This is a genomic window from Actinomadura physcomitrii, assembly GCF_008923205.2.
Classification (GTDB): Bacteria; Actinomycetota; Actinomycetes; order Streptosporangiales; family Streptosporangiaceae; genus Spirillospora; species Spirillospora physcomitrii.
The window spans coordinates 64,584-91,516 of record NZ_WBMS02000036.1 but is presented as its reverse complement, the minus strand read 5'-3'; the positions used below and the strand labels follow the sequence as shown (position 1 = coordinate 91,516).

The 26,933-nt window shown below is 75.9% G+C and carries 13 protein-coding genes; 9 read left to right on the top strand and 4 right to left on the bottom strand.

Translation table 11 applies throughout. The features are described 5' to 3' along the window. Positions 1-696 carry a TetR/AcrR family transcriptional regulator gene (locus tag F8568_RS34330; RefSeq protein ID WP_328601100.1) on the bottom strand — a complete coding sequence of 232 codons (696 nt, stop codon included), beginning with the start codon at positions 694-696 and terminating at the stop codon, positions 1-3. Positions 697-826: 130 nt separating this feature from the next. Here F8568_RS34330 and F8568_RS34325 point away from each other — a divergent pair, with 130 nt between their 5' ends. The 3 genes from F8568_RS34325 (at position 827) to F8568_RS34315 (ending at position 6,447) form a co-directional block, all read left to right on the top strand. Continuing rightward, on the top strand, positions 827-1,888 hold the full coding sequence (locus tag F8568_RS34325) for a FecCD family ABC transporter permease (RefSeq protein ID WP_328601101.1): 1,062 nt from the start codon (positions 827-829) through the stop codon (positions 1,886-1,888). Continuing rightward, on the top strand, positions 1,885-2,913 hold the full coding sequence (locus F8568_RS34320) for a FecCD family ABC transporter permease (RefSeq protein ID WP_151597191.1): 1,029 nt from the start codon (positions 1,885-1,887) through the stop codon (positions 2,911-2,913). Before F8568_RS34325 ends, F8568_RS34320 begins: the two co-directional genes overlap by 4 nt. Before the next feature lie 66 nt (positions 2,914-2,979). Further along, positions 2,980-6,447 (top strand): non-ribosomal peptide synthetase, encoded by a 3,468-nt coding sequence (locus tag F8568_RS34315; RefSeq protein ID WP_151597831.1) that lies wholly within the window; start codon positions 2,980-2,982, stop codon positions 6,445-6,447. Here F8568_RS34315 and entS read toward each other — a convergent pair. After that, on the bottom strand, positions 6,354-7,598 hold the full coding sequence (gene entS, locus F8568_RS34310; RefSeq protein ID WP_151597193.1) for an enterobactin transporter EntS: 1,245 nt from the start codon (positions 7,596-7,598) through the stop codon (positions 6,354-6,356). The genes F8568_RS34315 and entS overlap by 94 nt on opposite strands. 79 nt (positions 7,599-7,677) lie before the next feature. On the opposite strand from entS, the gene panD reads away from it, so the two are divergent. After that, entirely contained in the window at positions 7,678-8,085 is a 408-nt protein-coding gene (gene panD, locus F8568_RS34305; RefSeq protein ID WP_151597223.1) for an aspartate 1-decarboxylase, read from the top strand. A gap of 3 nt (positions 8,086-8,088) precedes the next feature. Beyond that, the gene (locus tag F8568_RS34300) at positions 8,089-9,687 is read left to right on the top strand and encodes a (2,3-dihydroxybenzoyl)adenylate synthase (protein ID WP_236009471.1); all 1,599 of its coding nucleotides are present in this window, start codon (positions 8,089-8,091) and stop codon (positions 9,685-9,687) included. A 56-nt stretch (positions 9,688-9,743) separates the two neighbouring features. Here the strand turns inward: F8568_RS34300 and F8568_RS34295 are convergent, their stop codons facing one another. Beyond that, positions 9,744-11,054, bottom strand: coding sequence for a salicylate synthase (locus F8568_RS34295; RefSeq protein ID WP_236009473.1), 1,311 nt, complete (start codon positions 11,052-11,054; stop codon positions 9,744-9,746). Between the two features lie 140 nt (positions 11,055-11,194). On the opposite strand from F8568_RS34295, the gene F8568_RS34290 reads away from it, so the two are divergent. From F8568_RS34290 to F8568_RS34275, 4 genes are all read left to right on the top strand, one after another. After that, positions 11,195-23,281 (top strand): non-ribosomal peptide synthetase, encoded by a 12,087-nt coding sequence (locus F8568_RS34290; protein ID WP_151597194.1) that lies wholly within the window; start codon positions 11,195-11,197, stop codon positions 23,279-23,281. A gap of 97 nt (positions 23,282-23,378) precedes the next feature. After that, on the top strand, positions 23,379-24,395 hold the full coding sequence (locus F8568_RS34285; protein ID WP_151597195.1) for an iron-siderophore ABC transporter substrate-binding protein: 1,017 nt from the start codon (positions 23,379-23,381) through the stop codon (positions 24,393-24,395). After that, positions 24,395-25,696 (top strand): lysine N(6)-hydroxylase/L-ornithine N(5)-oxygenase family protein, encoded by a 1,302-nt coding sequence (locus F8568_RS34280; protein WP_151597196.1) that lies wholly within the window; start codon positions 24,395-24,397, stop codon positions 25,694-25,696. Before F8568_RS34285 ends, F8568_RS34280 begins: the two co-directional genes overlap by 1 nt. Beyond that, positions 25,696-25,893: an MbtH family protein gene (locus F8568_RS34275; RefSeq protein WP_202125555.1), complete on the top strand. Its 198-nt coding sequence runs from the start codon at positions 25,696-25,698 to the stop codon at positions 25,891-25,893. Before F8568_RS34280 ends, F8568_RS34275 begins: the two co-directional genes overlap by 1 nt. Before the next feature lie 82 nt (positions 25,894-25,975). Here the strand turns inward: F8568_RS34275 and F8568_RS34270 are convergent, their stop codons facing one another. Continuing rightward, positions 25,976-26,848: an alpha/beta hydrolase family esterase gene (locus F8568_RS34270; RefSeq protein WP_151597198.1), complete on the bottom strand. Its 873-nt coding sequence runs from the start codon at positions 26,846-26,848 to the stop codon at positions 25,976-25,978. Between the last annotated feature and the right edge of the window lie 85 nt (positions 26,849-26,933).

Sequence of the window (26,933 nt, the reverse complement as noted above, 5' to 3'; positions counted from 1 at the left end):
TCATGGGCCTTCCTCGGTGGGAGCGCCGTTCCCGGCGCGGGCGGTGCGCCCGAAACCTTCGCTCTCGTACGCCCGCATCGCGGCGCGGGCGCGCGCCGCGAGGTCCCGGCTGAGCAGGCGGTCGTCGATGATCTCGAAGAGGGCGTGGCGCAGCCGCAGCGAGCCCTCGGGGGTGAAGGTGTCGACGCCGAGCACCCGCGACAGGTGCTCGTGCAGCACCTCCATCCCGATCGTCATCGCGACGAGGGCGGCGGAGTAGGCGTGCACGTCGGTGGTGGCGGGCGCGTTCACCCCGGGTGGCAGGTCGGCGGCGAAGTAGGCCTCGGTGGTGTCGACCAGGTCGTCGAACACCCGCGCGGCGGCGGGGGAGCCGTCGACGAGCGCGCGGGCGAGGTAGCGGCGCACCGGCAGGTCGATCCGCATCGCCTTCGCCAGGAACCCCGGGTCGCCGATCCCGTCGATCTTCTCGGCGCTGAGCCGGCGGATCGTGTCGAGCGCGTAGGCGTCGCACGCCTCGCGGAGCTCCTGCTTGGAGCCGAAATGGTGCTGGACGAGCCCGACCGAGACGCCGGCGGCCTCGGCGATGCCGCGGAACGTGGCGCCCTTCATGCCGTGCTCGGCGAACATCTCCAGCGCGGCGTCCCTGATCCGCGCCCGCGCCGTCAGATCCTCCGCCGCGGGGCCCGGCTCCGTCACGCTCCACCTCCCATACAAACGTTCAGTCTCCAATACGCATGTATACCATACGCGTGTATTGGTGCGGGCTCCGGGTCGGAAGATGGGAGGGGTGGAAGCGGTGAGTTAGCTTAGGCTAGCCTTATTAACTGTGCTGTCCCTCGCGCGGAGAACCCCCCGCACACCCCCGGCGGAGGAGGCCGCCGCGCCTCCCGCCCGGCGTCCGGCGGGCCGCTGGGCCGGGCTCGGCGCCCTCGCCGTCCTCCTGCTGCTGGCGGCCGCGGCGAGCCTCGCCGTCGGCGCCGAGCACGTCCCGCTCGGGAAGGTCGCGCCGGCCGTGCTCGCGCCGGACGGGTCGCGGGACGCGCTGATCGTGCACGAGCTGCGGCTCCCGCGCACCCTGCTCGGGATCGGCGCCGGCGTCGCGCTCGGCCTGGCCGGCGCGGTGATGCAGGCGCTCACCCGCAACCCCCTCGCCGAGCCCGGCCTGCTCGGCGTGAACGGCGGCGCCGCGCTCGCGGTCGTCATCGTCATCGGGGCGCTGCGCGCCGACGACGTCCTGGTCTACGTGTGGGCCGCGTTCATCGGCGCCGCCGGCGCCGCGGTGCTCGTCCACACGATCGGCGCGCGCGGGCGCGGCGGTGCCTCGCCCGCCCGGCTGGTGCTCGCCGGCGCCGCCGTGAACGCCGTGTTCAGCGCGCTGACGGCCGGCCTGATGCTGCTCAGCCCGCGCGCCTTCAACGGCTTCCGGTTCTGGCAGGTCGGCACCCTCGCCGGGCGGGACACCGCGGTGTTCGTCCGCGTCCTGCCGTTCATCGCCGCCGGGACGGTCCTCGCGCTGCTGCTCGCCCGGCCGCTGAACGCCCTCGGCCTCGGCGACGAGGCGGGCCGCGCGCTCGGCGCGCACCCCGGGCGGACGCGGGGGCTCGGCGCCCTCGCGGTCGTGCTGCTGTGCGGGTCGGCGACCGCGGCCGTCGGGCCGATCACGTTCCTCGGCCTCGCCGTCCCGTACGCGGTCCGCGCGCTCGTCGGGCCCGACCAGCGCTGGGTGCTGCCGTACTCGATGCTGCTCGCGCCCGTCGTGCTGCTCGCCGCCGACATCGCCGGACGCGTCGCCGCGCCGGGCGAGCTGCAGACCGGGATCGTCACCGCGTTCCTCGGCGCGCCGCTGTTCATGCTGATCGTCCGGCGGGGAAGGACGCGTGAGCTGTGAGCCGCGTGGTGCGGGCCGGCGGGGTGTCGGTGCGGTGGGAGCCGCGGGCGGCGCTGGTGTGCGGGCTGGTGGCGCTGGTCGCGGCGGGTGCCGCGGTGCTCGTCGTCGGCTCCGGCGAGTTCCCCGTCCCGCCCGCCGACGTGGTGCGCTCGCTCATCGGGCAGGGCGACGCGGCGACCGACTTCATCGTCCGGACGCTGCGGCTGCCGCGCGCCGTCACCGGGCTGCTGGCCGGGCTGGCGCTCGGCATGAGCGGCGCGATCTTCCAGAGCATGTCCCGCAACCCGCTCGGCAGCCCCGACCTCATCGGCTTCACCACCGGATCGGCGACCGGCGCGCTGCTGCAGATCCTGGTGTTCGGCGGCGGCGCGGTCGCGATCACCGTCAGCTCGGTCGCGGGCGCCTTCCTCACCGGGGCGGGCGTCTACCTGGTCGCCTACCGGCGGGGCGGCGGCGTGCACGGCGTCCGGCTGGTGCTGGTCGGCGTGGCCGCCGCCGCGATGCTGGAGGCGGCGAACTCCTACCTCATCACCCGCGCCGAACTGCGCGAGGCGTACGAGGCCGCGTTCTGGCTGACCGGGAGCCTGAACGGGCGCGGCTGGGCGCAGGCGACGCCGCTCGCCGCCGCGCTCGCGGTGCTCGTACCCGCGGCGCTGCTGCTGTCCCGCCCGCTCGGCATGGGGGAGATGGGCGACGACGCGGCGCGCGCGCTCGGCGTGCCCGTCCAGCGGACGCGGGCGCTGCTGACGGTCGTGGGCGTCGGCCTCGTCGCGGCGGCGACCGCGGCCGCCGGGCCCGTCCCGTTCGTCGCGCTCGCGGCGCCGCAGCTCGCGCGGCGGCTGACGCGGCGTCCCGGTGTGCAGCCGCTGCCCGCCGGGCTGACCGGCGCCGCGCTGCTGGCCTGCGGCGACCTGATCTCGCTGCACCTGCCGGTGGCGATGCCGGTCGGGGTGGTGACCGGCGTGCTCGGCGGCGCCTACCTGGCCTGGCTGCTGCTCGCGGCCGGGCGCCGGACGGCCGCCTGACCGCCCCGCGTTGACGCCGGACCGGCAATCAAATTAGGTTAGCCTTACCTAAGTTGAGGGGGTTCCGTGCTGACGCGAGAAGAGCTGCACGCCGCATTGACCGAGGTGCTGGGCGAGGAGGCGGGACCGGGCGACAACCTCATCGAGCTCGGGATGGACTCGATCCGGCTCATGCAGCTGACCGGCCGGCTCCGCCGCCGCGGCGTCGAGGTGCGCTTCGCCGAGCTGGCCGAACGGCCCACCCTCGCCGGCTGGTGGGATCTGCTCGCCGAGCGGGGCCAGATGGAGGCCCGCCCGCCCGGACCCGCGCCCGAGCCCGACGAGGGCGCACCCGGCGAGGGCGAACCCGACGGCCCGTTCCCGCTCGCCCTCATGCAGCACGCGTACTGGATCGGCCGCGACTCCGGCCAGTCGCTCGGCTCGGTCGCCGCGCACCTCTACGTCGAGCTGGACGGCCGCGCCATCGACCCGGACCGGTTCGAGGCGGCCGTGCGCGCGCTCGCCGGACGGCACCCGATGCTGCGCGCCGCGTTCGGCGACGACGGGACGCAGCGGATCCTGCCCGAGCGGCCCGGGCCCGCCGTGACCGTCCACGACCTGCGCGGCGCCGCCGACCCGGGCCCCGAACTGGACCGGATCCGAGCCGAGATGTCGCGGCAGCGGCTGCCCATCGAGGACGGCCGCGTCTTCGACGCCCGCCTCAGCCTGCTCCCCGAGGGCACCGCCCGGCTCCACCTGGACGTCGACATGGTCGCCGCCGACGCGATGAGCTACCGCGTCATGCTGGCCGACCTCGCCGCGCTCTACGCGGGCGAGACCCTCCCCCCGATCCGCTACGGCTACGCCCGCTACCTCGCCGACGACCCGCGCGCCGCCGCCCGCGAGCAGGACCGGCGGTGGTGGGCCGAGCGCCTCGCCGACCTGCCCGGCCCGCCCGAGCTGCCGGTCGTCCCCGAACCGGGCGACGAGGTGGAGCGGCTGCACCACTGGCTGCCGCCGGAGGGCAGGGCCCGGCTGATCGCCCGCGCGCACGCCGCGGGCGTCACCCCCGCGATGGCGCTCGCCGCGGTGTTCGCCGAGGTCATCGGCGCGTGGTCGGCGACGCCGCGGTTCCTGCTGAACCTGCCGCTCTTCCACCGCGAGCCCGTCCACCCGGACGTGGACTCCGTCGTCGGTGACTTCACCGGCTCGATCATGCTGGAGGCCGACCTCACCGAGGAGCTGCCGTTCGCCGCGCGCGCCCGCGCGCTGCAGGCGAACCTGCACACCGCCGGCGCGCACAGCGACTACTCCGGCCTCGAGGTGCTGCGCGACCTGTCGCGGCTGCGCGGCGAGCAGGTCCTCGCGCCGATCGTCTACACCAGCGCGCTGAACCTCGGCGAGCTGTTCGGCGACGCGGTCCGCGAGCGGTTCGGCGAGCCCGCCTGGATCATCTCGCAGGGCCCGCAGGTGCTGCTGGACGCGCAGGTCACCGAGGTGTCCGGCGGCCTGCTGCTGAACTGGGACGTCCGCCGCCCCGCGTTCCCCGACGGCGTCGCCGAGGCGATGTTCGCCGCCTACACCGCCGCGATCGCCCGGCTCGGCGCGGACGGCGCCGACTGGGACGTGCCGCTGCGCATCGGCGCGACGCCGGAGCAGATGCGCGTCCGGCGCCGCCTCAACGCCACCGAGGCACCGCCGCCCTCGACCCTGACCAGGGGCTTCTTCGAGCACGCCCGCCGCACCCCTGACGCCCCCGCGCTGCACTGGGGCGACGGCGGCACCCTCACCTATGCCGAACTCGCCGACCGGGCGCTGCGCATCGCCGCCGCACTGGCCGCGCAAGGCGTCCGCCCGGGGGACCGGGTGTCGATCGAGCTTCCCAAGGGCCACGGGCAGGCCGCCGCCGCGCTCGGCGTCCTCGCCGCGGGCGCCGCCTACGTGCCCATCGGACCCGAGCAGCCGGCGGCCCGCCGCGAGCGGATCCGCGCGGGCGCCGCCGTCGCCGCGTCCATCACCCCGGCCTTCGAGCCCGCCGCCGAGCCGCTGCCGGAACCGGTCGCGGTCCAGCCAGGCCAGATCGCCTACGTGCTGTTCACGTCCGGTTCGACGGGCGAGCCGAAGGGGGTCGAGGTCTCGCACGGCGCCGCGATGAACACCATCGGCGACCTCGTCGGGCGCTTCGCCCTCGGCCCGGACGACGTCGCCCTCGGCGTCTCCGCGCTCGACTTCGACCTGTCGGTGTTCGACCTGTTCGCCCCCTGGACGGCGGGCGGCGCCGTGGTCGTCCCGGACGAGGACGAGCGGCGCGACGCCGCCCGCTGGCACGCCCTCGCCGCCCGGTGGTCGGTGACGGTGCTGAACAGCGTCCCGTCCGTGCTGGAGATGCTGCTGCGGTCCGGGCCCGTCCCGTCGCTGCGGCTGGTGCTGCTCGGCGGCGACTGGGTCGGCACGCACCTGCCCGGGCTGCTCGCCGAGCGCGCGCCGGGCGCCCGGTTCGTCGCGCTCGGCGGCACCACCGAGACCGCGATCCACTCCACGGTGCAGGAGGTCGCGGGCGAGGTCCCGGCCGACTGGCGCGCCGTCCCGTACGGGGTGCCGCTCGGCGGCGTCGCCTGCCGCGTCGCCGACGACCTGGGCCGCGACCGCCCCGACTGGGTCGCGGGGGAGCTGTGGATCGGCGGCGCGGGCGTCGCCGACGGCTACACCGGCGACCCGGAGCGCACCGCCGACCGGTTCGTCGTCCGCGACGGCGTCCGCTGGTACCGGACCGGCGACCTCGCCCGCTACCGCCCGGACGGCACGCTGGAGTTCCTCGGCCGCCGCGACCAACAGGTGAAGGTCCGCGGCTTCCGCGTCGAGCTCGGCGAGGTCGAGGCGGCGCTGGCCGACCACCCGGCCGTCGGGCGCGCCGTCGCGCTGCTCGCCGGGAACCGGCTGTGCGCCGCCGTCACCCCCGGCGGCGTCCCCGCCGACGCGGTGCTGGCGCACGCCCGCGGCCTCGTGCCGCCGCACATGGTGCCGGAGGTGCTCGTCCCCGTCGCCGAGCTGCCGCTCACCGCGAACGGCAAGGTGGACCGCAAGGCGCTCGCCGCGCTCGCCGCCGCCGAGGCCGGCGAGGACGCCGCCCCCTACGCCGAGCCCGCGACGTCCCTGGAGAAGGTGCTGGCCCGGATCGCCGCCGAGGTCCTGGGGAGGGAGCGCGTCGGCGCGGACGCCGACTTCTTCGCCCTCGGCGGCGACTCCGTCCTCGCCACGACCGTGGTCGCGCGGCTGCGCGAGGCGCTGGACACCTCCGTGCTGCCGGTCCGGGTCCTGTTCGCCGAGCGGACGATCGCGCGCATCGCCCGCCGCTTCACCGAGCTGGAGGACGCGCCCGGCCGCCTGGAGGCCGCCGCCGCCATCCGCCTGAAGATCGACGCGATGTCCGACGACGAGGTCGAAGCCCACCTCGCCGCAACTCAACGTTCGGGGGCGGGGGTGAGGGTGGCGGTGCGGAGGGCGGTGAGGGCGAGGGCGAACGCCAGGGCCAGGACGGCGCTGACCGTGCCGTAGACGACGATCGCCGAGCCCGGGGCCAGGTAGTCGCCGAGGGCGCCGGCGCCGAGCGACCCGATCGCGGTCCCGCCGGTCTCTTGCGCCGCCCACAGGGAGTTCACGCGGCCGAGGTGCGAGTCGGGTGTGTGCGACTGGATGAGGCCGTAGCGCAGGATCTCCTCGACGGACGCGGCGAACCCGTACCCGAACAGGATCGCGACGGCGACCGCCGGGTGCCGGGCGAGGCCGGTGCACGCCAGCGCGGCGAACCCGGCGACGGACGCGGTGAGCAGCGCGAGGCCGGGGACGCGGACCGTCCCCGCCCAGCCGCTGGTGAGCGAGGCGAGGACGGCGCCGCAGGCGGGCGCGGCGTACAGCAGCCCGACCGTGGTGGGCCCGCCGCCGAGGCCGTGCTCGGCGAACGCCGGCATCAGCACGGGGATGCCGCCCGCGACCATGAACAGCAGGCCGAGCAGCATCAGCGAGCCGACGACGCGGTGGGACGCGACGAACCGCACCCCGCCGCCGATCGACTTCAGCGGATGGGCGTCCGTCCCGTCCCCGCGCGCGGGCTCGAGCGCCGGCAGCGAGGTCAGCAGGCCGAGCGTGCCGAGGGTCCCGGCGGCGGCCGCCGCGTAGTTCCAGCCGACGCCGAACGCCGACACGACGAGGCCGCCGAGCGCGGGCGACAGCATCGACCCGAGCCGGACGGTCAGCGCGTTCAGCGCGCCCGCCGCGACGAGCTTGTCCGGGCCGACGAGGGCGGGCGTCGCGGCGAGCAGCGCGGTGACGGCCACGCCGGTGGCGAGCCCGTCCCAGGCGGCGAGGACGTACAGCGCCGCGGACGACGGGGACGGCAGGAACGCGTTCAGCGCGAGCAGCGCGAACGCGATCCCGGAGGCGGTGCGGGCGCGCAGCATCAGCCGCCGCCGGTCCCGCCGGTCGGCGAGCACGCCGCCCCACAGGAACCCGGCGAGCAGCGCGAGGCCCTCGGCGGCCGACACGGCGCCGACCTGCACGGTGGAGCCGGTCAGGTCGTAGACCTGCACGGGGACGGCGACGGCCAGCATGCCGATCCCGAAGACCGAGACGGTGCGGGCGATGAACACGTTGCGGAACGGCCGGCTGTCGCGCAGCGGGCCGATGTCCAGGGCGAGGCGCCGGAGCATCGTCGGGGGTTCTCCTCGGATGGGGGAATAGCTAAGGTAAGCCTATCCTTAGTTGATCGTGAGAGAAGGGGCCCTCCCGGTGCAGCGCACGCTGATGAACGGAAAGATCCACCGAGCGACCGTGACCCAGGCCGACCTGCACTACGTCGGATCGCTGACGATCGACGCCGGGCTGATGGAGGCGGCCGGCATCGTCGAGGGCGAGCAGGTCCACCTCGTCGACATCACCAACGGCTCCCGGCTGGTCACCTACGCCATCACCGGCGAGGCGGGCAGCGGCGTCATCGGCGTGAACGGCGCGGCGGCGCGCCTGGTCCAGCCCGGCGACCTCGTCATCGTCATCACCTACGCCGCGCTCGACGACGCCGAGGTGGCCGCGCACCAGCCGCGCGTCGTGCACGTCGACGCCGCGAACCGGATCGTGGCGCTCGGCTCCGACCCCGCCGAACCCGTCCCCGGCGCCCCCGCCCAGCTCGCCGGACGCTGACCGATGGCGGACACCACTCCGGCCGTCATGGACGGCTTCACCCCCTGGCCCGCCGAGCTCGAAGAGCGCTACAAGGCGGAGGGCTACTGGACGGACCGGGTCCTCGGCGGCGTCCTGCGCGGCGACCCGGACCGGACCGCGCTCGTCGCCGGCGGCGACCGCCTCACCTACGCCGAGCTCGACCGGCGCGCCGAGCGGACCGCCGCCGGATTCCTGCGGCTGGGCGTCCGGCGCGGGGACCGCGTCGTCGTCCAGCTGCCCAACACGGCCGGCTTCGTGGTGGCGTTCCTGGCGCTCGTGCGGATCGGCGCGGTGCCCGTCCTCGCGCTGCCCGCGCACCGCGAGAGCGAGATCCGGTACCTGTGCGAGCTGGCGGAGGCCCGCGCCTACGTGTGCGGCGAGACCGACGCCGGTTTCGACTACCGCGCGATGGCCCGGACGCTGCCCGTCGAGCACGTCGTCGTCGACGGCGACGCGCAGGAGTTCACCGCCCTCGCCGACCTGGACGCCGACCCCGCCGGGTACCCGCGCCCCGATCCCGCCGACGTCGGCGTCATGCTGCTGTCGGGCGGCACGACCGGGCTGCCGAAGCTGATCCCGCGCACGCACCGCGACTACGTCTACAACCTGGAGGCCAGCGCCGAGCTGTGCGGCTTCAGCCGCGACACGGTCTACCTCGTGGTGCTGCCCGCCGCGCACAACTTCGCGCTCGCCTGCCCGGGGCTGCTCGGCGTGTTCGCGACCGGCGGGACGGTGGTGCTGGCGCCGTCCGGGGCGCCGGACGAGGCGTTCCCCCTCATCGAGCGCGAGCGCGTCACGGCCTGCGCGGCCGTCCCGCCGATCGCGCTGCTGTGGCTGGACGCGGCGACCTGGGCCGAGGACGACCTGTCCTCGCTCGAGCTGCTGCAGGTCGGCGGCGCGAAGCTGGCCGCCGAGCGCGCCGCCGAGGTGCCCGGCGTGCTCGGCTGCCGCGTCCAGCAGGTGTTCGGGATGGCGGAGGGCCTGCTGAACTTCACCCGGCTCGACGACCCGCCCGACCTGGTCGAGCGGACGCAGGGCCGCCCGCTGTCCCCGGCCGACGAGATCCGGATCGTGGACGCCGACGGCAGGACGGTCCGGCCCGGCGAGGTCGGCGAGCTGCTCACCCGCGGCCCGTACACGCTGCGCGGCTACTACCGGGCGCCCGCGCACAACGCCCGCGCGTTCACGCCGGACGGCTACTACCGCACCGGCGACCTCGTCCGCGCGCTGCCGTCCGGGCACCTCGTCGTGGAGGGCCGCGAGAAGGACCAGATCAACCGGGGCGGCGACAAGGTGTCCGCCGAGGAGCTGGAGGACCACCTGCTGGCGCACCCGGCGGTCCACGACGCGGCCGTCGTCGGCGTCCCCGACCCGGTGATGGGCGAGCGGACCTGCGCGGTCCTCGTCCTGCGCGACGCGGCGAAGGGCGCGCCGCCGACGCTGCGCGACGTCAAGGACTTCCTCCGCGAGCGCGGCCTGGCCGCCTACAAGTGGCCCGACCGCCTGGAGACCGCCGACTCCTTCCCCCGCACCCCTGTCGGCAAGGTCAGCAAGAAGGCCCTCGCCGCCCGCCTGCGGTAGAGAGCGGGCGCGCCGCCCTCCCGGAGGTCCCCGGGAGGGCGGCGCGGGCGGGGCGTTCAGGCCAGCGGGACGACGTACGGGGCGATGCTGGAGAGCTTCTCGCAGGTCTCCTCGTACTCGCGGTCGGGCGTCGAGCCGCTGACGATGCCGGCGCCGGCGCGCAGCCAGGCCCGCCCGTCCCGGTTGTAGAGCGCGCGCAGGACGAGCGCCGAGTCGAGCGCGCCGGTGTGCGACACGGCGGCCACCGCGCCCGCGTACAGGCCGCGGCGCTCCTCCAGCCCGCCGATCGCCTCGACCGCGTCGGCCTTCGGGATGCCGGAGGCCGTCACGCCGGGGAACAGCGCGTCCAGCGCGTCCCAGCAGGTGCGGCCGGGCGCGAGGACGCCGCCGACGCTGGAGCCGAGATGCTGGACGCTGCCGCGCTCCTTCACCGTCATGAAGCCGGTCACGTGGACCGAGTCCGGGTCGCACACCCGGTACAGCTCCTCCTGCGACGTGCGGACCGACACGGCGTGCTCGAAGATCTCCTTCGGGTCGGTCTCCAGCTCGCGGCGGGTCCGCGCGTCGGCGTCGCCGCCGAACCCGAACGCGCGGGTGCCGGCGAGCGGCTGCGTCAGGACGCGCCCGTCCTCGTCCACGCTCGCGAGGACCTCGGGGCTGAAGCCGGTGGCCTGGAATCCGCCGAGGTCGAGCAGGAACGACCGCGCCGGGGTGTTCGCCGCCCGCCCGCGCGCGTACGTGGCGACGACGTCCACCGGGTAGGGGACGTCCAGCCGCCGGGACACGATGACCTTCTGGTAGCGGCCCGCCGCGATGTCGCCGACGGCGCGGGCGACGCGCGCGCGGTAGACGTCGCCGCCCCGCCGCACGTCCACCGGCGACGGGTCGGGGAGGCGGGACGGGACGTCCGCCGCCAGCAGGTCCGCGACGCGCTCGACGTCGCGGGGGTCGGCGCCGGTCACGCGGGCCTCGCCGTCCTCCACGTGCACCTCGACGCGCGGGACGACGAAGTGCGCGAGGCGTCCGGACGGGCGGGCCGCGGCGAACTCGAACGCGATCCAGCCGTAGGCGTTCCAGGCCGGGAGCGGCGCGGCGGCGAACGCCTCGCGCAGCGCGTCGGCGGGCCGCCCGGCGCGGGGCGCGGTCGCCGGCTCGCGGCCGGGCCAGCGGGTGCGGACGGCGCCGTCGTCGAGGACGACCTCGCCGAGGACGCCGCCGGCGAACGTCCAGCGGCCGGGCCGCTCGTAGACGACGTGGTCGGTGAAGAGGCCGGACCCGGCCAGCCGGGTCATCAGGTCGAGCGGCGCGCGGGCGGCCTCGACCACCCGCTCCGTGGGCTTCTCGTCAGTGCGCAGACCGATGGACAAGGCAGTGGGCTCCCTTTGGACGACGGCGTCCGGCTCCGCCGGATTCGAGCCGAACTTAGGTAAGGCTAACCTTGTGCGTTTTTAATAGGCAAGGCTAACCTAACTTCGGTCGATCAAGCCGATGACGACGGAGCTGAGGCGTGCAGGAGCAGACGACGACGGCGCGGAGCCCGGAGCGGCGGCGCGAACTGATGCGGCGGATGATGGCGGAGGCCGGGCTCCCGGCGGACCGGCCCGGACCCGGCGCCGGCCGCCTCGCCCCCCGCGAGGACGCCGGACCCGCCCCCCTGTCCTACGCGCAGCAGAGCATGTGGCTGCACCACCGCGCCTTCCCGGCGAGCCCCGCCTACAACGTGTGCCTGCTCGTCCGCATGTCCGGCCCGCTCGACGCCCGCGCGCTCCGCGACGCGCTGCGCGGCGTCATCCGGCGCCACGCCGTCCTGCGCACCGTCTACGCCGACGGGCCCGGCGAGAGCGCCGTCCAGATCGTCACCGGCGACGACGCCCTCGACCTCGACCCGGTCGGCTGCGCCGACCCCGACGCGCGCGCGGCGGAACTCGCCGCGACGCCGTTCGACCTGCGCGCGCAGCGGCCGATCCGGCTGGAGCTGCTGCGCACCGGCGCGGACGAGCACGCGCTGGTCCTGGTCGTCCACCACATCGCCTGGGACGGCATGACCTGGGGCTCGATCTCGCGCGACCTGTCGGCGCTGTACCGCGCGGCCGTGACCGGCGAGCCGGACGGCCTGCCCGCCCTGGGCGTGCAGTACGCCGACTTCGCCGACTGGGAGCAGAAGCGGCCCCTCGCCGGAGACGACCTGGCGTACTGGCGCACCCGGCTCGACCCGCCGCCCGCCCCGCTCGACCTGCCCGCCGACCGGCCGCGCGCCGCCGCCGCGTCCGAGCGCGGCGGCCGCCGCGCCCGCCGCTTCGGCGACGACGTGACCGAGGGCCTGACGCGGCTCGCCAAGGAGGAGAACGTCACCCCCTACACGGTGATGCTCGCCGCCTACTCCGTCCTGCTCCACCGCTACACCGGCTCCGCCGACATCGCGGTCGGGTCGTCGGTGATGAACCGCGAGCACGCCGAGGTGGAGCGGCTCGCCGGCAACTTCGGCAACACCCTCGTCATGCGGACGGACCTGTCCGGCGCGCCGACGTTCCGCGACGTGCTGCGCCGCACCGGGCGGACGGTGACCGACGCTTTCGCGCACCAGGCGCTGCCCTACGACGCGCTCGTCCGCGAGCTGCGGCCCGCGCGCGGGCACGGCCGCTCGCCGTTCTTCGACACCATGCTGCTGTTCCTGGCCCAGGAGATCGGCGAGCTGGAACTGCCGGGCCTGACCACCTCGTGGACGCACGTCCACAACGGCATGACGCACTTCGACCTGTCGCTGGAGGCGTTCGTCCGGCCGCAGGGCATGACGGTCGAGGCGACCTTCCGCCGCGAGCTGTTCGACGACGAGCGCATCGACGCGCTCCTCCGCCACCTGGAGACGCTGCTGCGCGACGCGATCGCCGACCCGGACCGCCCGGCCGGCGCGCTCGCGCTCATGGACGCCGAGGAGGCGGCCCGGCTGGAGGCGCCCAACGCCACCGACCGGGACGCCACCGGCCCCGGCATCGCCGCGCTGTTCGCCGAGCAGGCCGCCCGCACGCCCGGTGCGACCGCCGTCGAGACCGAGTCCGGCGAGACCCTCACCTACGCCGAGCTGGACCGGCGGTCGTCGTCGCTGGCCGGCGTGCTGCGGGCCCGCGGCGCCGGGCCGGACGCCGTCGTGGCGCTCGCGCTGCCGCGCACCGCCGGCCTCGTGACCGCCGTCCTTGCGGTGCTGAAGTCGGGCGCCGCCTACCTGCCGCTCGACCCCGACCATCCGCGCGACCGCGTCGCCTACATGCTGGAGGACGCGGGCGCGCTCTGCGCCGTCGCGGCGCCCGAGACGGCCGGTCTGCTCCCGGACGGCACGGATGTCGTCCTTCTGGACGACGACCTGGGCGCCGTCGGTCCCGTCGTCCGCGAGCCCCACCCCGACGACCTCGCCTACGTCATCTACACCTCCGGCTCGACGGGGCGCCCCAAGGGCGTCGCCGTCCCGCACCGCGCCCTGGCGAACCTCGTCGCGCGGATGCGGGCCGAGCACCCGCTCGGCCCCGGCGACCGGTGGGCCGCGGTGACGACCATCGCGTTCGACATCGCGACGCTGGAGGTCTGCCTGCCGCTGACTACCGGCGCGACGATCGTGCTCGCGTCGCGCGAGACCGTCCGGGACCCGGCGGCGCTCGCGCGCCTGCTCGGCCGCGGCGTCACGCACCTGCAGGCCACGCCGTCGCTGCTCGGCTCCCTCGACCCGGCCGCGCTCGACGGCCTGCGGATCATCACCGGCGGCGAGGCGCTGCCCGCCGCGCTCGCCCGCGAGCTGGCCGCGCGCGCCCGCGGCGCCGCCAACATGTACGGGCCGACCGAGACGGCCGTCTACGCGACGGCCGCCGACCTGCCGGAACCCGGCATCGGCCGCCCGCTCTGGAACACCCGGGCCCGCGTCCTCGACGCGTCGCTGCGGCCCGTCCCGGCCGGGATCCCCGGCGAGCTCTACCTGTCGGGGGCGCAGCTCGCCCGCGGCTACACCGGCCGCCCCGACCTGACCGCGGAGCGGTTCGTCGCCGACCCGTACGGACCGCCCGGCACCCGCATGTACCGGACCGGCGACCTCGCCCGGTGGACCCGGGACGGCTCCCTGGAGTACCTCGGCCGCACCGACGACCAGGTGAAGATCCGCGGCTTCCGGATCGAGCCCGGGGAGGTGCAGGCCGTGCTGGCGGCGCGGCCGGGCGTCGCGCAGGCCGCCGTCGTCGTCCGCGAGGACCGGCCCGGCGAACCGCGCCTCGCCGGCTACTACGTCGCCGGCCCCGAGGCGCCCGCCGAGGACGCGCTGCGCGCCGCGCTCGCCGCCGAACTGCCCGCCTACATGGTCCCGGGCGCCCTCGTGCGGCTCGACGCGCTGCCGGTGACCGCCAACGGCAAGCTCGACCGCCGCGCCCTCCCCGCGCCCGGCGCCCGCGCGGACGGCCGCGAGCCGCGCGACGCCCGCGAGGCCGCGCTGTGCGCGCTGTTCGCCGAGCTGCTCGGGTACGAGCGGGTCGGCGTCGACGACGACTTCTTCGCGCTCGGCGGCCACTCGCTGCTCGCCGCCAAGCTCGCCGCGCGCGTCCGCACCGTCCTGGACGCGGAGTTCTCCATCGCCGACGTCTTCGAGGCGCCGACCGTCGCCGCGCTCGCCCCGCGCCTGGTCGCGCGGCACGGCGTCCGCGTCCGGGACGTGGAGCGGCCGCGGGTCGTGCCCGCCTCCGCGGCGCAGCGCGGCATGTGGCTGGAGGAGCGGCTGCGCGGCCCGTCGGCGTCCTACGCCCTGCCGTTCGGCCTCCGGCTCACCGGCGCGCTCGACCCCGGCGCGCTGCGCGCCGCGTTCGCCGACGTCGTCGCCCGGCACGAGGCGCTGCGCACGCTGCTGGTCGAGGGCGACGACGGCCTGCCCGTCCAGCGGATCCTGGACCCCGGCACGCCCGTGGACTTCACCGTCGCCGACGCCCGCGCCGAGAGCCCGGAGCGCCGCGCGGCCATCGAGCGGGACGCCGCGTCGCACGTCTTCGACATCGCCGCCGACCTGCCCGTCCGCGCCACGCTCGTCCGGACCGGCGACGAGGAGTGGTCGCTGACCCTGCTGCTGCACCACGCCGCCGCCGACGAGTGGTCGTTCACTCCGCTGCTCGCCGACCTCGCCCGCGCCTACGAGGCCCGCCGCGCCGGGGAGGCGCCCGGCTGGGAGCCGCTGCCCGTCCAGTACGCCGACTACGCCGCGTGGGAACGCGCGGCCTCCGCCGACCTCGACGAGGGGCTCGGCCACTGGGAGCGGGCGCTGTCCGGGCTGCCGCAGGAGACCGTGCTGCCGTTCGACCGGCCGCGCCCCGCCGAGCCGAGCCACCGCGGCGGCCTCGTCCCGTTCCGGCTCCCGGCCGCGGGGGCGCGGCGGCTCGCCCGCGCGACCGGCACCAGCGTGTTCATGGTCCTGCACGCCGCCGTCGCCGCGCTGCTCCAGCGGTCCGGCGCCGGCGACGACGTCGCGCTCGGCACGCCCATCGCCGCGCGCGCCGACGAGGACCTCGCCGGGCTGGTCGGGGTGTTCGTCAACCCGCTCGTGCTGCGCACCGACCTGTCCGGCGACCCCGCGTTCACCGAGCTGCTGGAGCGGGTCCGCGCCGCCGACCTCGCCGCGTTCTCCCGCGCGGACGTCCCGTTCGAGCGCGTCGTCGAGCGCCTCGCGCCGGAGCGGTCGCTGGCGCGCAACCCGCTGTTCCAGGTGATGATCGTCCACCAGCGGCTGGACGACGTCCGGCTCGCGCTGCCCGGCGTGCGCGCCGAGCCGTTCCTGCCCGAGACGGGCGGCGTCAAGTTCGACCTCGACCTGTACTTCGCCGAAGGCCCCGCCCGCGCGGACGGGGGCCCGGACGAGATCGAGGGATTCGCCGCCTACGCCGAGGACCTGTTCGACGCCGCCACGGTCGAGGGCCTCCTGGACGACCTGGCCCGCCTCCTCGACCAGGTCACCGAGGACCCCGGCCGCCGACTGTCCGCGCTCGGCGCGCCCGTCGAGCACCCGGACACGGCCCGCGGCCTGCCGGCCCGGACGGTCGCGCGGCTCTTCGAGACGCAGGCCGCCCGGACCCCCGACGCCATCGCGCTGGTGTCCGGCGGCACCGCCGTCACCTACGCCGAACTGGACCGCCGCGCCGAGGCCCTCGCCGACCGGCTCGCGGCGGCCGGCGCGGGACCCGAACGCGTCGTCGGCATCGCCCTGCCGCGCTCCGACGCGTTCGCGGTCGCGCTGCTGGCCGTCCTGAAGACCGGCGCGGCGTACCTGCCGATCGACCTGGCCTACCCGCGGGCGAGGGTCGACGCGATGCTGGCGGCCGTCCGCCCGCTGCTCGTCCTCGGCCGCGACCAGCCGCCCCTGCACGCGCCGCCCAGGGCCCGTCCGGACGTCCGGCCGGGCCATCTCGGCTACGTCGTCTTCACGTCGGGCTCGACCGGCATGCCCAAGGCCGTCGCCGGCACTCAAGGGGCCCTCGCCAACCGGCTCGCGTGGGGCGCCGGGCTCACCGAGCCCGGCGTCCGCGTCGCCAAGAGCTCGCCCGCGTTCATCGACGGGACCACCGAGCTGCTCGGCGGCCTCGTCGCGGGCGACACCGTCGTGATCGCCGACGACGCGACCGCCGTGGACGCCGTCGCGCTCGGCGACCTCATCGAACGGCACGAGGTGCGGACGGTCACGCTCGTTCCGAGCCTGCTCGCCGCGCTGGTGGAGCGCGGGCTGCCGCCGTCCGTCACGACCTGGATCAGCAGCGGCGAGGCGCTGCCCGCCGCCCTCGCGGCGAAGGTCCCGGCCCGGCTCGTCGACCTCTACGGCTGCTCCGAGGCCGCCGGCGACAGCCTGGTCGCGGAGGGCGGCGGCCTCGTCCCGATCGCCAACACCCGCGCGTACGTCCTCGACGCCGCGCTGCGCGAGGTGCCCGCCGGCGAGCTGTACCTCGCCGGCGACGGCCTCGCGCGCGGCTACCTCGGCGACCCGGCCCGCACCGCCGAGCGGTTCGTCGCCAACCCGTTCGGCCCGCCCGGCTCCCGCCTCTACCGCACCGGCGACCGGGTGCGGCGCCGCCGCGACGGCGGCCTGGACTTCCTCGGCCGCGCCGACGACCAGATCGCGCTGCGCGGCTTCCGGATCGAGCCGGGCGAGGTCGAGGCGGCGCTGGCCGCGCAGGACGGCGTCCGCCGCGCCGCCGTCGCCGTGCGCGGGTCCCGGCTGGTCGGCTACGTCACCGGCGACGCCGACGCCGGCGCGGTGCTCGGCCGGCTCCGCGAGACCCTGCCCGCCCATCTCGTCCCCGCCGAGCTGATGGTGCTGGACGAGCTGCCCGCCACCCCGAACGGCAAGACCGACCGGCGGGCGCTGCCCGACCCGGGACGGCCCGAGGCCGGGCGCGCCCCCGCGACGGAGGCCGAGCGCGTCCTCGCGCGCCTCGCCGCCGCCGTCCTCGGCCGCGACGCGGTCGGCGCCGACGACGACTTCTTCCGCTCCGGCGGCGACAGCATCGGCGCGGCGCTGCTCGTCGCCCGCGCCCGCCGCGCCGGGCTGTCGTTCACCGTCCGCGACGTGTTCCGGCTCCGGACGGTCGAGGCCCTCGCGCGGGCCGCCGGCACGGCGGCGCCCGCCGCGGCGGCCGAGGACGCCACCGCCGGCGAGCTGCCGCTGTCGCCGCTCCAGGAAGGCCTGCTCTTCCACCTGATGCTGGCGGGCGAGGGCCGGGACGTCTACGTGCAGCAGGCCGTGGTGTCGCTGTCCGGCCCCGTCGACCCGGCGCGGATGGCGGACGCGGCGCACGCCGTCCTGGAGAAGTTCCCCAACCTGCGCGCCGGGTTCCGCACCGACGGCGACCGCGCCGTCCAGTTCGTGCCCGGCGCGTGGCGGACGCCCTGGACGCACGCCGAGGTCTCCGGTGCGGACGGCCTCGACGCGTTCGTCGACGCGCAGCGCGCCGAGCCGTTCGACCCGGCCGCGCCGCCGCTGATCCGGTTCGCGCTCGCGAGCCTCGGCGAGCACGATCACCGCCTCGTCCTGACCTCCGAGCTGATCCTGCTGGACGGCTGGTCCGGCGGCCTGCTCGTCACCTCGCTGCTGAACGCCTACACCGACGCCGCCGCCGAGGCCGCCCGCCCCGTCCCGCCGTTCCGCGCGTACCTGGACTGGATCGGGCGGCGGGACCGCGGCGCCGCCGTGGACGCCTGGCGCCGCGCCCTCGACGGGTTCGACGAGCCTGCGCTCGTCCGCCCCGGCCTCGACGGCCGTCCCGCCGACCTCGCCGCCGCCGGAGAGGTGCACCGCGCGCTGCCCGCCGCGCTCGCCGCCCGCCTGGACGCGGTCGCCCGCGACCTCGGCGTCACCCCCGGCACCCTCTTCGAGACGGCGTGGGGCCTGACGCTGATGGGCATGACCGGACGCGACGACGTGGTGTTCGGCGCCTCGGTGTCCGGCCGCCACCCCGACGTCGAGGGCGTCGAGTCCATGGTCGGCCTGCTGTTCAACACCGTGCCGGTCCGCGTGCAGGCCGGTCCCGCCGACCCGGTCGCCGCCGTCCTGGAACGCGTCCAGGCCGCGCAGTCGGAGCTGTTCGACCACTCCTACGTCGCGCTCGCCGACGTCCAGCGCGCCACCGGCCTCGGCACGCTGTTCGACACGCTGTTCGTGTTCCAGAACTTCCCCGGCATGCCCACCGACCGCGGGTTCGGGCCGGACGGCGCGCTCCGCGTCACCGGCCGCGAGGTCCGCGACGCCACCCACTACCCGATCACCATGGTCGTCGACCCGGGCGCCGCGCTGCGCGTCATGTACCGGGGCGACGCGTTCACCGAGGCGGAGGCCGAGCGGGTCACCGACCGGTACGTGCGGGTCCTCGCGCAGATCGCGGACGCGCCGGACGCGCCGTGCCACCGCCTCGACCTGCTCCTGCCCGAGGAGCACGACCGGCTCCGCCGGGACTGGGACGAGGCGTGGCACCCCGTCCCCGAGCAGACCGTCGCCGAACTGCTCGCCGAGCGCGCCGCCGAGCGGCCGGACGACACCGCGCTCGTCTCGCTCCCGGACGTCCGCCTCACCTACGGCGAGCTGAACGCCGAGATCAACCGCCTCGCGCGGTTGCTCCTGGCGAACGGCGCCGGCCCGGAGCGCGTCGTCGCGCTCGCGCTGCCCCGCTCCGCCGAGATGGTCGTCGCGCTGTTCGCCGTCCTGCGCACCGGCGCCGCCTACCTGCCGCTGGAGCTCGACCTCCCGGCCGACCGGCTCGACTACATGATCGCGGACGCGGCCCCGGCGGTCCTCGTCTCGCACCGCGGCATCGCCGCCGGCCTGACCTTCGGCGGGACCGTGCTCGCCCTCGACGACCCCGGCACCGCGCGGGCGCTCGCCGCGCTGCCCGGCAGCGACGTCGGACCCGGCGAGCTGCCCGGCTTCGAGCCCGGCACCCCCGGACGCCTCGACCACCCCGCCTACGTCATCTACACCTCGGGCTCCACGGGCCGCCCGAAGGGCGTCGTCACCCCGTACCGGGGCCTGACGAACATGCAGTTCAACCACCGCGCCAACATCTTCGACCCCGTGGTGAGGGCGGCGGGCCGGCGGCTGCGGATCGCGCACACGGTGTCGTTCTCCTTCGACATGTCGTGGGAGGAGCTGCTGTGGCTCATCGAGGGCCACGAGGTGCACGTCTGCGACGAGGACCTGCGGCGCGACGCCGAGGCGCTCACCGCCTACCTGCGCGAGCACCGCGTCGACGTCATCAACGTGACCCCCACCTACGCGCAGCAGCTCCTCGACGAGGGGCTCCTGGACGGCGGGCACCGGCCGCCGCTCGTCCTGCTCGGCGGCGAGGCCGTCCCCGCGTCCGTCTGGGACCGGCTCGCCGAGGCGGACGGCGTCCTCGGCTACAACCTGTACGGGCCGACCGAGTACACGATCAACACGCTCGGCGGCGGCACCGAGGACAGCGCGACGCCGACCGTCGGAAAGCCGATCTGGAACACCCGCGCGCACGTTCTCGACGCGTGGCTGCGGCCCGTCCCGCCGGGCGCGCCCGGCGAGCTGTACATCGCCGGCGCCGGCCTCGCCCGCGGCTACCTCGGCCGCCCCGACCTCACCGCCGAGCGCTTCGTCGCCGACCCGTTCACCGGCGGCCGCATGTACCGGACGGGCGACCTCGTCCGCGTCCGCGACGACGGGAACATCGACTTCCTCGGCCGCACCGACGACCAGGTGAAGATCCGCGGCTACCGCGTCGAGCTCGGCGAGATCGAGACCGCGCTCGCCGCCGAGCCCGGCGTCGGGCAGGCCGCCGTCACCGCCGCGGACACCGGCGTCCCCGGCGTCAAGCGGATCATCGGCTACGTCGTGCCGGACGGGTCCCGCCACGGCGCCGCCGACGAGCAGCTCGCCGAGTGGCGGCAGATCTACGACGCCGAGTACACCGAGGTCGGCACGGTCGTCCACCACGAGGAGTTCGCCGGCTGGGACAGCAGCTACGACGGCGCGCCGATCCCGCTCGACGAGATGCGCGAATGGCGCGACACGACCGTGGAGTGCATCCGCGCGCTGCGGCCCCGCCGCGTCCTGGAGATCGGCGTCGGCGCCGGCCTGCTGCTCACCCGGCTCGCACCGGACAGCGAAGAGTACTGGGGGACGGACTTCTCCGAACCCGTCATCGCCAAGCTCCGCGCCGACCTCGGCTCGGACTCGCCCGTCCGGCTGAGCCACCGCCCCGCCCACGACACCGAGGGCCTGCCCGAAGCGCACTTCGACACGATCGTGATCAACTCGGTCGTGCAGTACTTCCCGGGCGCCGCCTACCTCGAGGACGTCGTCGCCAAGGCGATGCGGCTGCTCGCCCCCGGCGGGAGGCTGTTCCTCGGCGACGTCCGCGACCTGCGGACGATCCACCACCTCCACGCCGCGATCCGGCTCGGACGCGGCGCCACCGACCTGCGCGCCGTCGAGCGCGCCGTCCGGATGGAGAAGGAGCTCCTCCTCGACCCGGCCTTCTTCGCCGCGCTGGACGGCCCCGCGCGCGTCGACGTCCTCACCAAGCGGGGCGTCCACCACAACGAGCTGACCCGGCACCGCTACGACGTCGTCCTCTGGAAGCCGGGCCCCGGCGTCCCGCCGGTTCCCGAGACGCCCGCAGTGGAGTGGGCCGCGCTGGACGGCGCCGCCGCGGCTCCCGGATCCCCCGGCGGGCCCGGCGGCCGCCGCCTCGCCGCCCTCCGCGCGCTCGCCGACGCGGCACCGGGCGGGCCGTTGCGGGTGCGGGGGATCCCGGACCCGCGGCTGTCCGGGGAGGCGGCGGCGCTCCGGGTGCTCCGCGACGGCGGATCGTCGGACGAGGCGCGCGAGGCGCTCGCCGCCGCGCCGGAAGGCGTCGCTCCCGAGACGGTCCGCGCGCTGTGCCCCGACGCCGTGCTGACGCCGTCGGCGGAGGCCGGGTACTACGACGCCGTCTTCGGCGGGGGAGCGGCGAGCCTCCCGGCCGAGCCCGGCCGTCCGCCCTCGGCGTACGCGAACGATCCGGTGGCGGCCCGCGACCACGGCGTGCTCGGCGCGCGCGTCCGGGAGAGCCTGAAGCGGCGGCTGCCCGGCTACATGGTGCCGAGCGCCATCGTGACGCTGGACGCGCTCCCGCTGACGGTGAACGGCAAGCTCGACCGCCGCGCCCTGCCGGACCCGGCCCGGGACGCCCCGCGCCGCGCGGGCGGGCGCCCGCCGCGCACGCCGGTCGAGCGGGTGCTGTGCACGCTGTTCGCCGAGCTGCTGGACGCGCCCGGCGTGGGCGTCGACGACGACTTCTTCGAGCTGGGCGGGCACTCGCTGCTCGCCACGCGGCTCGTCGGCAGGGCGCGCGCGGCGCTCGGCGCGCGGCTCGCGATCCGCGACCTGTTCGAGGCGCCGACCGTGGCGGAGCTGGCCGGACGGCTGGGCGCCGGCGAGGACGAGGCGCCCCGTCCCGTCCTCGCGCCGCGGGAACGCCCCGAGCGGATCCCGCTGTCGCCGGCGCAGCGCCGCCTCTGGCTGCTCGACCAGCTGCTCCGCGAGGACGACGGGCCGCGCGACGCCTACCACCTGCCGCTCGCCGTCCGGCTGCGCGGCGAGCTTGACCTGGCCGCGCTCGAAGCGGCGATCGGCGACGTCACCGCGCGGCACGAGGCGCTGCGGACGGTCTTCCCCGAGCACGACGGCACGCCCTACCAGCGGATCCTCGACCCGGACGAGGCGCGTCCCGTCCTGGAGGTCGCGGCGGGCCGCCCCGAGGACGTCATCGCCCGGCCGTTCGACCTGGCGCGCGACGTCCCGCTGCGCGTCGCGGTGTTCCCGGAGGGGGAGCGGGAGCACCTGCTGCTCGCGGTCTTCCACCACATCGCCTTCGACGAGTGGTCGTTCGGGCCGTTCGCCCGGGACGTCGCCGAGGCGTACGCCGCGCGGCTGGACGGGACGCCACCGGACTGGGAGGCGCCGCCCGTCCAGTACGCCGACCACACGCTGTGGCAGGCCGAGCTGCTCGGCGACCCGCTCGACCCGGGCAGCGCGCACGCGCGGCAGCTCGCGCACTGGGTGCGGGCCCTCGCCGGCGCGCCGGAGGAGATCGCGCTGCCGGCCGACCGGCCGAGGTCCGGCGCGGCGGGGCAGCGCGGCGGGACCCTCACCGCGGACCTGCCGCCCGGCCTGACCGGACGGCTGCGCCGCGTCGCGCGGGACGCGGGCGCGAGCGTGTTCATGGTCTGCCAGGCCGCGGTCGCGGCGCTGCTGCACCGGATGGGCGCGGGCGACGACATCCCGCTCGGCACACCCGTCGCGGGACGCACCGAGGAAGCCGCGGCGGACCTCGTCGGCTTCTTCGTCAACACGCTGGTGCTCCGCGCCGACCTGTCGGGGGAGCCGACGTTCGCCGAGCTGCTCGGCCGCGTCCGCGAGGCCGGGCTGGCGGGGCTCGCCCACCAGGACCTGCCGTTCGAGGCCGTCGTGGAGGCGCTGCGCCCGAGGCGCGTGCCGGGACGCAACCCGCTGTTCCAGGTGATGGTCGGCCACGAGAACCAGGACCCGGGCGAGGTGCGCTTCCCCGGCCTGGAGCAGCGGGAGGCCTCGTTCGGGCCCTCGGCCGCGAAGTTCGACCTGGACTTCATCTTCCGGGAGCGCGGCGACGACCTGCGCCTGATCGTCGACTACTCCGCCGACCTGTTCGACCGGCGCACCGCCGAGACGATGGCCGCCGGGCTGGTCGCGCTGCTGGAGACCGTCGCGGACGACCCCGGCACACCCGTCGGCGCCCTGCCCGCCGTGCTCACCGCCCGCGCCGTCGAGCGGGCGGGCGCCGCGCCGGCGCCCGCGGGCGAGCGGCGCGGGGACGACCGGGAGGCGGCGCTGTGCCGCCTCTTCGCCGAGGAGCTCGGCGTGCCCGAGGTGGGGCCGGACGACGACTTCTTCGACCTCGGCGGGCACTCGCTGCTCGCGATGCGGCTCGTACGGCGGATCCGGCGCGAGCCCGGCTGCGCCGGCGTGCGGATCGCGGCGCTGATGGCGGCGCCGACCGTGGCGGGCCTGCTGGCCCGGCTGGACGCGGCCGAAGAGGAGGGGTGAGGCGGGTCATACCGCGCAGGCCATTGATTGGTAAGGTAAGCCTAACCTAAGATCACTCCCCGACACCCCCTGGACCACCTGGAAGGACACCGGCCCCATGCGCACACTGACGCGGCGTCTGGCCGCCACCGGCGCGCTCGTCCTCGGTCTCGCCCTGACCGCGGCATGCGGCGGCGACGACGAGCCGGCCAAGGCCTCCTCCGGCGGCGCGGCCGGATCGTTCCCGGTCACCGTCACCGACAAGCTCGGCACCGCCACCGTCAAGTCCGCGCCGAAGCGGATCGTCGCGCTCGGCGAGGTCGACCAGGACGCGCTCCTCGCGCTCGGCGTCCGGCCCGTCGGCATGGTCGAGCTCACCGGGATCCAGAAGGACGGCCTCGCGCCGTGGAGCGCGCCGAAGGTGACCGGCGGCAGGCCCGCGCTGCTCACGGCCGGCGACTCCGGCTTCGACCTGGAGAAGATCGCCGCGCTGCGGCCCGACCTGATCCTCGCCGCCGGCGACTTCACCATCGACAAGGAGTACGGCAAGCTCTCCAAGCTCGCGCCGACCGTCGCCTACCAGACCGGGCCCGCCGAGGACTCCTGGCAGCAGATCACCCGGCAGGTCGCCAAGGCCGTCGGCCGCTCCGCCGACGGCGAGAAGGTCGTCGCCGCGGCGGAGGCGAAGATCGCGTCGGTCAAGACCGCCCACCCCGAGCTGCAGGGCAAGGGCTTCGCGCTGACCAGCGTGTTCCCGAGCGGCAACATCGGCGTGATGAAGTCCAAGGACGACACCAGCGTGAAGCTGTTCGAGCAGTTCGGGATGGTGCTGCCGCCCAAGCTGAGCGGCCTGCCCGGCGACGGGTTCGCCGCGGAGCTGAGCATGGAGAAGCTGTCCGTGCTCGACACCGACGTCCTGCTGAGCTACTACAACGACGACCCGGCCACCCAGAAGAAGTTCGAGGGCAGCAAGCTGTTCTCCGGCCTGCCGGTCGTCGAGCGCGGCTCCTACGTGCGCCTCGACCTGAAGTCGTTCTGGCCGCTGCGCACCCCGACCGCGCTGTCCGTCCCGTACGTCGTCGACCAGGTCGTCCCGCAGATCGCCAAGGCGGCGGCCGCGGCGAAGGCGGCCTGATGCCGGACGACCGCACCGCGGAGCGGGCCGACCGGCGCGTCCGCGACGTCATCGGCATCGGGTTCGGCCCGTCCAACCTCGCGCTCGCCGTCGCGCTGGAGGAGGCGCACCCGTCGGCGGACGCGGTGTTCTTCGAGAAGCAGCCCGCGTTCGGCTGGCACCGCGGCATGCTCATCGACGGCGCGACGATGCAGGTCCACTTCCTCAAGGACCTGGTGACGCTGCGGAACCCGGCCAGCCCCTACTCGTTCCTGTCCTACCTGCACGCCAAGGGCCGCCTCGTCGACTTCGTCAACCACAAGACGATGTTCCCGACGCGGGTGGAGTTCCACGACTACCTCGAATGGACCGCGGCGGCGTTCGCCGGGCGCGTCCGGTACGGGGCGGAGGTCGTCGCGCTGCGTGAGCACGACGCCGGGACGCTGGAGGTCGTCGTCCGCCGCGCCGACGAGCTGGAGACGCACCTCGCCCGCAACGTCGTGATCGGCGCCGGCCTCGACCCGGTGCTGCCGGAGGGCGTCCGGGCGGGGGAGCGGATCTGGCACACCGAGGACCTGCTGACCCGGCTGGACGAGCGCCCCGGCTGGCGGCCGCGGCGGCTCGTCGTCGTCGGCGCCGGGCAGAGCGCGGCCGAGGCCGTCGAGCACCTGCACCGGACGCACCCGGCGGCGGAGGTCTGCGCGGTCTTCGCCCGCTACGGCTACTCGCCCGCCGACGACAGCGCGTTCGCCAACCGGATCTTCGACCCCGCCGCCGTGGACCACTACTACGCGGCGCCGGACGAGGTGAAGGAGATGCTGTTCGGCTACTCCCGCAACACCAACTACTCCGTCGTGGACCTCGACCTCATCGACGAGCTGTACCGGCGCGCGTACGCCGAGAAGGTGGCCGGCGCGGAGCGGCTGCGGATCCTCAACGTCTCCCGCGTCCTCGACGTCCGCGAGGACGCCGGGTGCGTGCGGGTGCGGGTCGCGTTCCTGCCCACCGGCGAGACGACGGACCTGGACGCCGACGCCGTCGTCTACGCCACCGGCTACCGCGAGCGCGACCCGTTCGACCTGCTCGGCGAGGCCGGCGCCCGGTGCCGGACGCGCCCGGACGGCCGGCCGGTCGTGGAGCGCGACTACCGCATCGCCACCGAGCCCGGCCGCGCGTGGGGCGTCTACCTGCAAGGAGCCACCGAGCACAGCCACGGCATCGCCTCGTCGCTGCTGTCGATGACGGCGGTGCGCACCGGAGAGATCGTCCAGTCCATCGCGCGGCGCTCGGCGCGCCTCGCGAGCGTCCCGCAGGAGGCGTGATGACCAACCCGTTCGACGACCCCGACGGCGTGTTCGTCGTCCTGGTCAACGCCGAGGGCCAGCACTCGCTGTGGCCGGAGTTCGCCGGCGTTCCGTCCGGCTGGACCACGGTGTTCGGACCCGGCGCCCGGGACGACTGCCTGGCCTACATCACCGAGCACTGGACGGACCTGCGTCCGCGGAGCCTCACCGCGTGACGCGGCGACCCGAGGGCGGGCCCGGGGGTGGGCCCGCCCTCGATCCGCCGGCGGCGGGCCGGCGGAGTGCGCGCGGTGCGCGTCAGTCCGCCGGCTTCGGCAGCGACGGGCGGGCCGCGAAGAACTCGCCGATCAGCTTGCTGGCGTAGTCGGGCCATTCGTGGCCGCCCTGCTGCTTGGTGCACAGCGCGACCTCGACGGGCCCCGGCCCGGTGCCCACGCAGCCTTCGGGGCCGTCCGGCACGGGCCACGAGAGGGCGGGCAGTTTGTCCACCCATCTCCAGAATTCCATGAGTAATTGCACGCCGATGAACGGGAAATGCACGTCGGCGTCCATGTTCCCGCCGCCGGTATAGGGAACGGACGGATCCCACGTCCCGTGGAAGGCCAGTACCGACACGGGCCGTTTCGGCGTGCAGCCGATGGCGAGCGCGCCGGACACCACGGCGATCCCGGCGACCCTGTCGGCCCGCTCGCACGCGTACCGGTAGGCCATGCCGCCGCCGTTGGAGAAGCCGGTCATGAACACCCGGCGGCCGTCGGCGACGCCCTGGTCCACCAGGGTGTCGATGAGCTTGTCGAGGAAGCCGACGTCGTCGACGCCCGCCCAGCGGGCGAACCAGCAGCAGGCGCCGGCGTTCCAGGTGCCGAGCAGCCCGTCGGGGTAGGCGACGGCGTAGCCGTCCTGGTCGGCGACCTTGTCCAGGCCGCTCTGGTTCTCCACGTACGCGGCGTCGTTCAGGCCGCCGTGCAGCGCGACGATCAGCGGGAGGCGCGCGCCGGGCTTCGTGCCCGGCGGCAGATGCAGCAGGTAGGGGCGGTTCCAGTCGCCCATGGCGATGGAGTGCTCGGTCGTTCCGGGAGCGTCCTGTGCCGCTCCGGCGGGCAGGGGGTGGGCGACGAACGCGGCGAGCACCGCGGCCACGATCATCGCCGCCCGCACGGCGATCTTCATGAGGCGAATCAAACCCGCTCGCCGCGCCCGCGGCTACGCATCCGGGCGCACAAAAGATCACGGTCTTTTGTGCCCCCGGGGACAG

Excerpts from the sequence above, each read along its gene's own strand:
- entS (WP_151597193.1), bottom strand. The coding sequence starts at position 7,598 with ATGCTCCGGCGCCTCGCCCTGGACATCGGCCCGCTGCGCGACAGCCGG.
- F8568_RS34300 (WP_236009471.1), top strand. The coding sequence starts at position 8,089 with ATGGCGGACACCACTCCGGCCGTCATGGACGGCTTCACCCCCTGGCCC.
- F8568_RS34285 (WP_151597195.1), top strand. The coding sequence starts at position 23,379 with ATGCGCACACTGACGCGGCGTCTGGCCGCCACCGGCGCGCTCGTCCTC.
- F8568_RS34280 (WP_151597196.1), top strand. The coding sequence starts at position 24,395 with ATGCCGGACGACCGCACCGCGGAGCGGGCCGACCGGCGCGTCCGCGAC.
- F8568_RS34275 (WP_202125555.1), top strand. The coding sequence starts at position 25,696 with ATGACCAACCCGTTCGACGACCCCGACGGCGTGTTCGTCGTCCTGGTC.
- F8568_RS34270 (WP_151597198.1), bottom strand. The coding sequence starts at position 26,848 with ATGAAGATCGCCGTGCGGGCGGCGATGATCGTGGCCGCGGTGCTCGCC.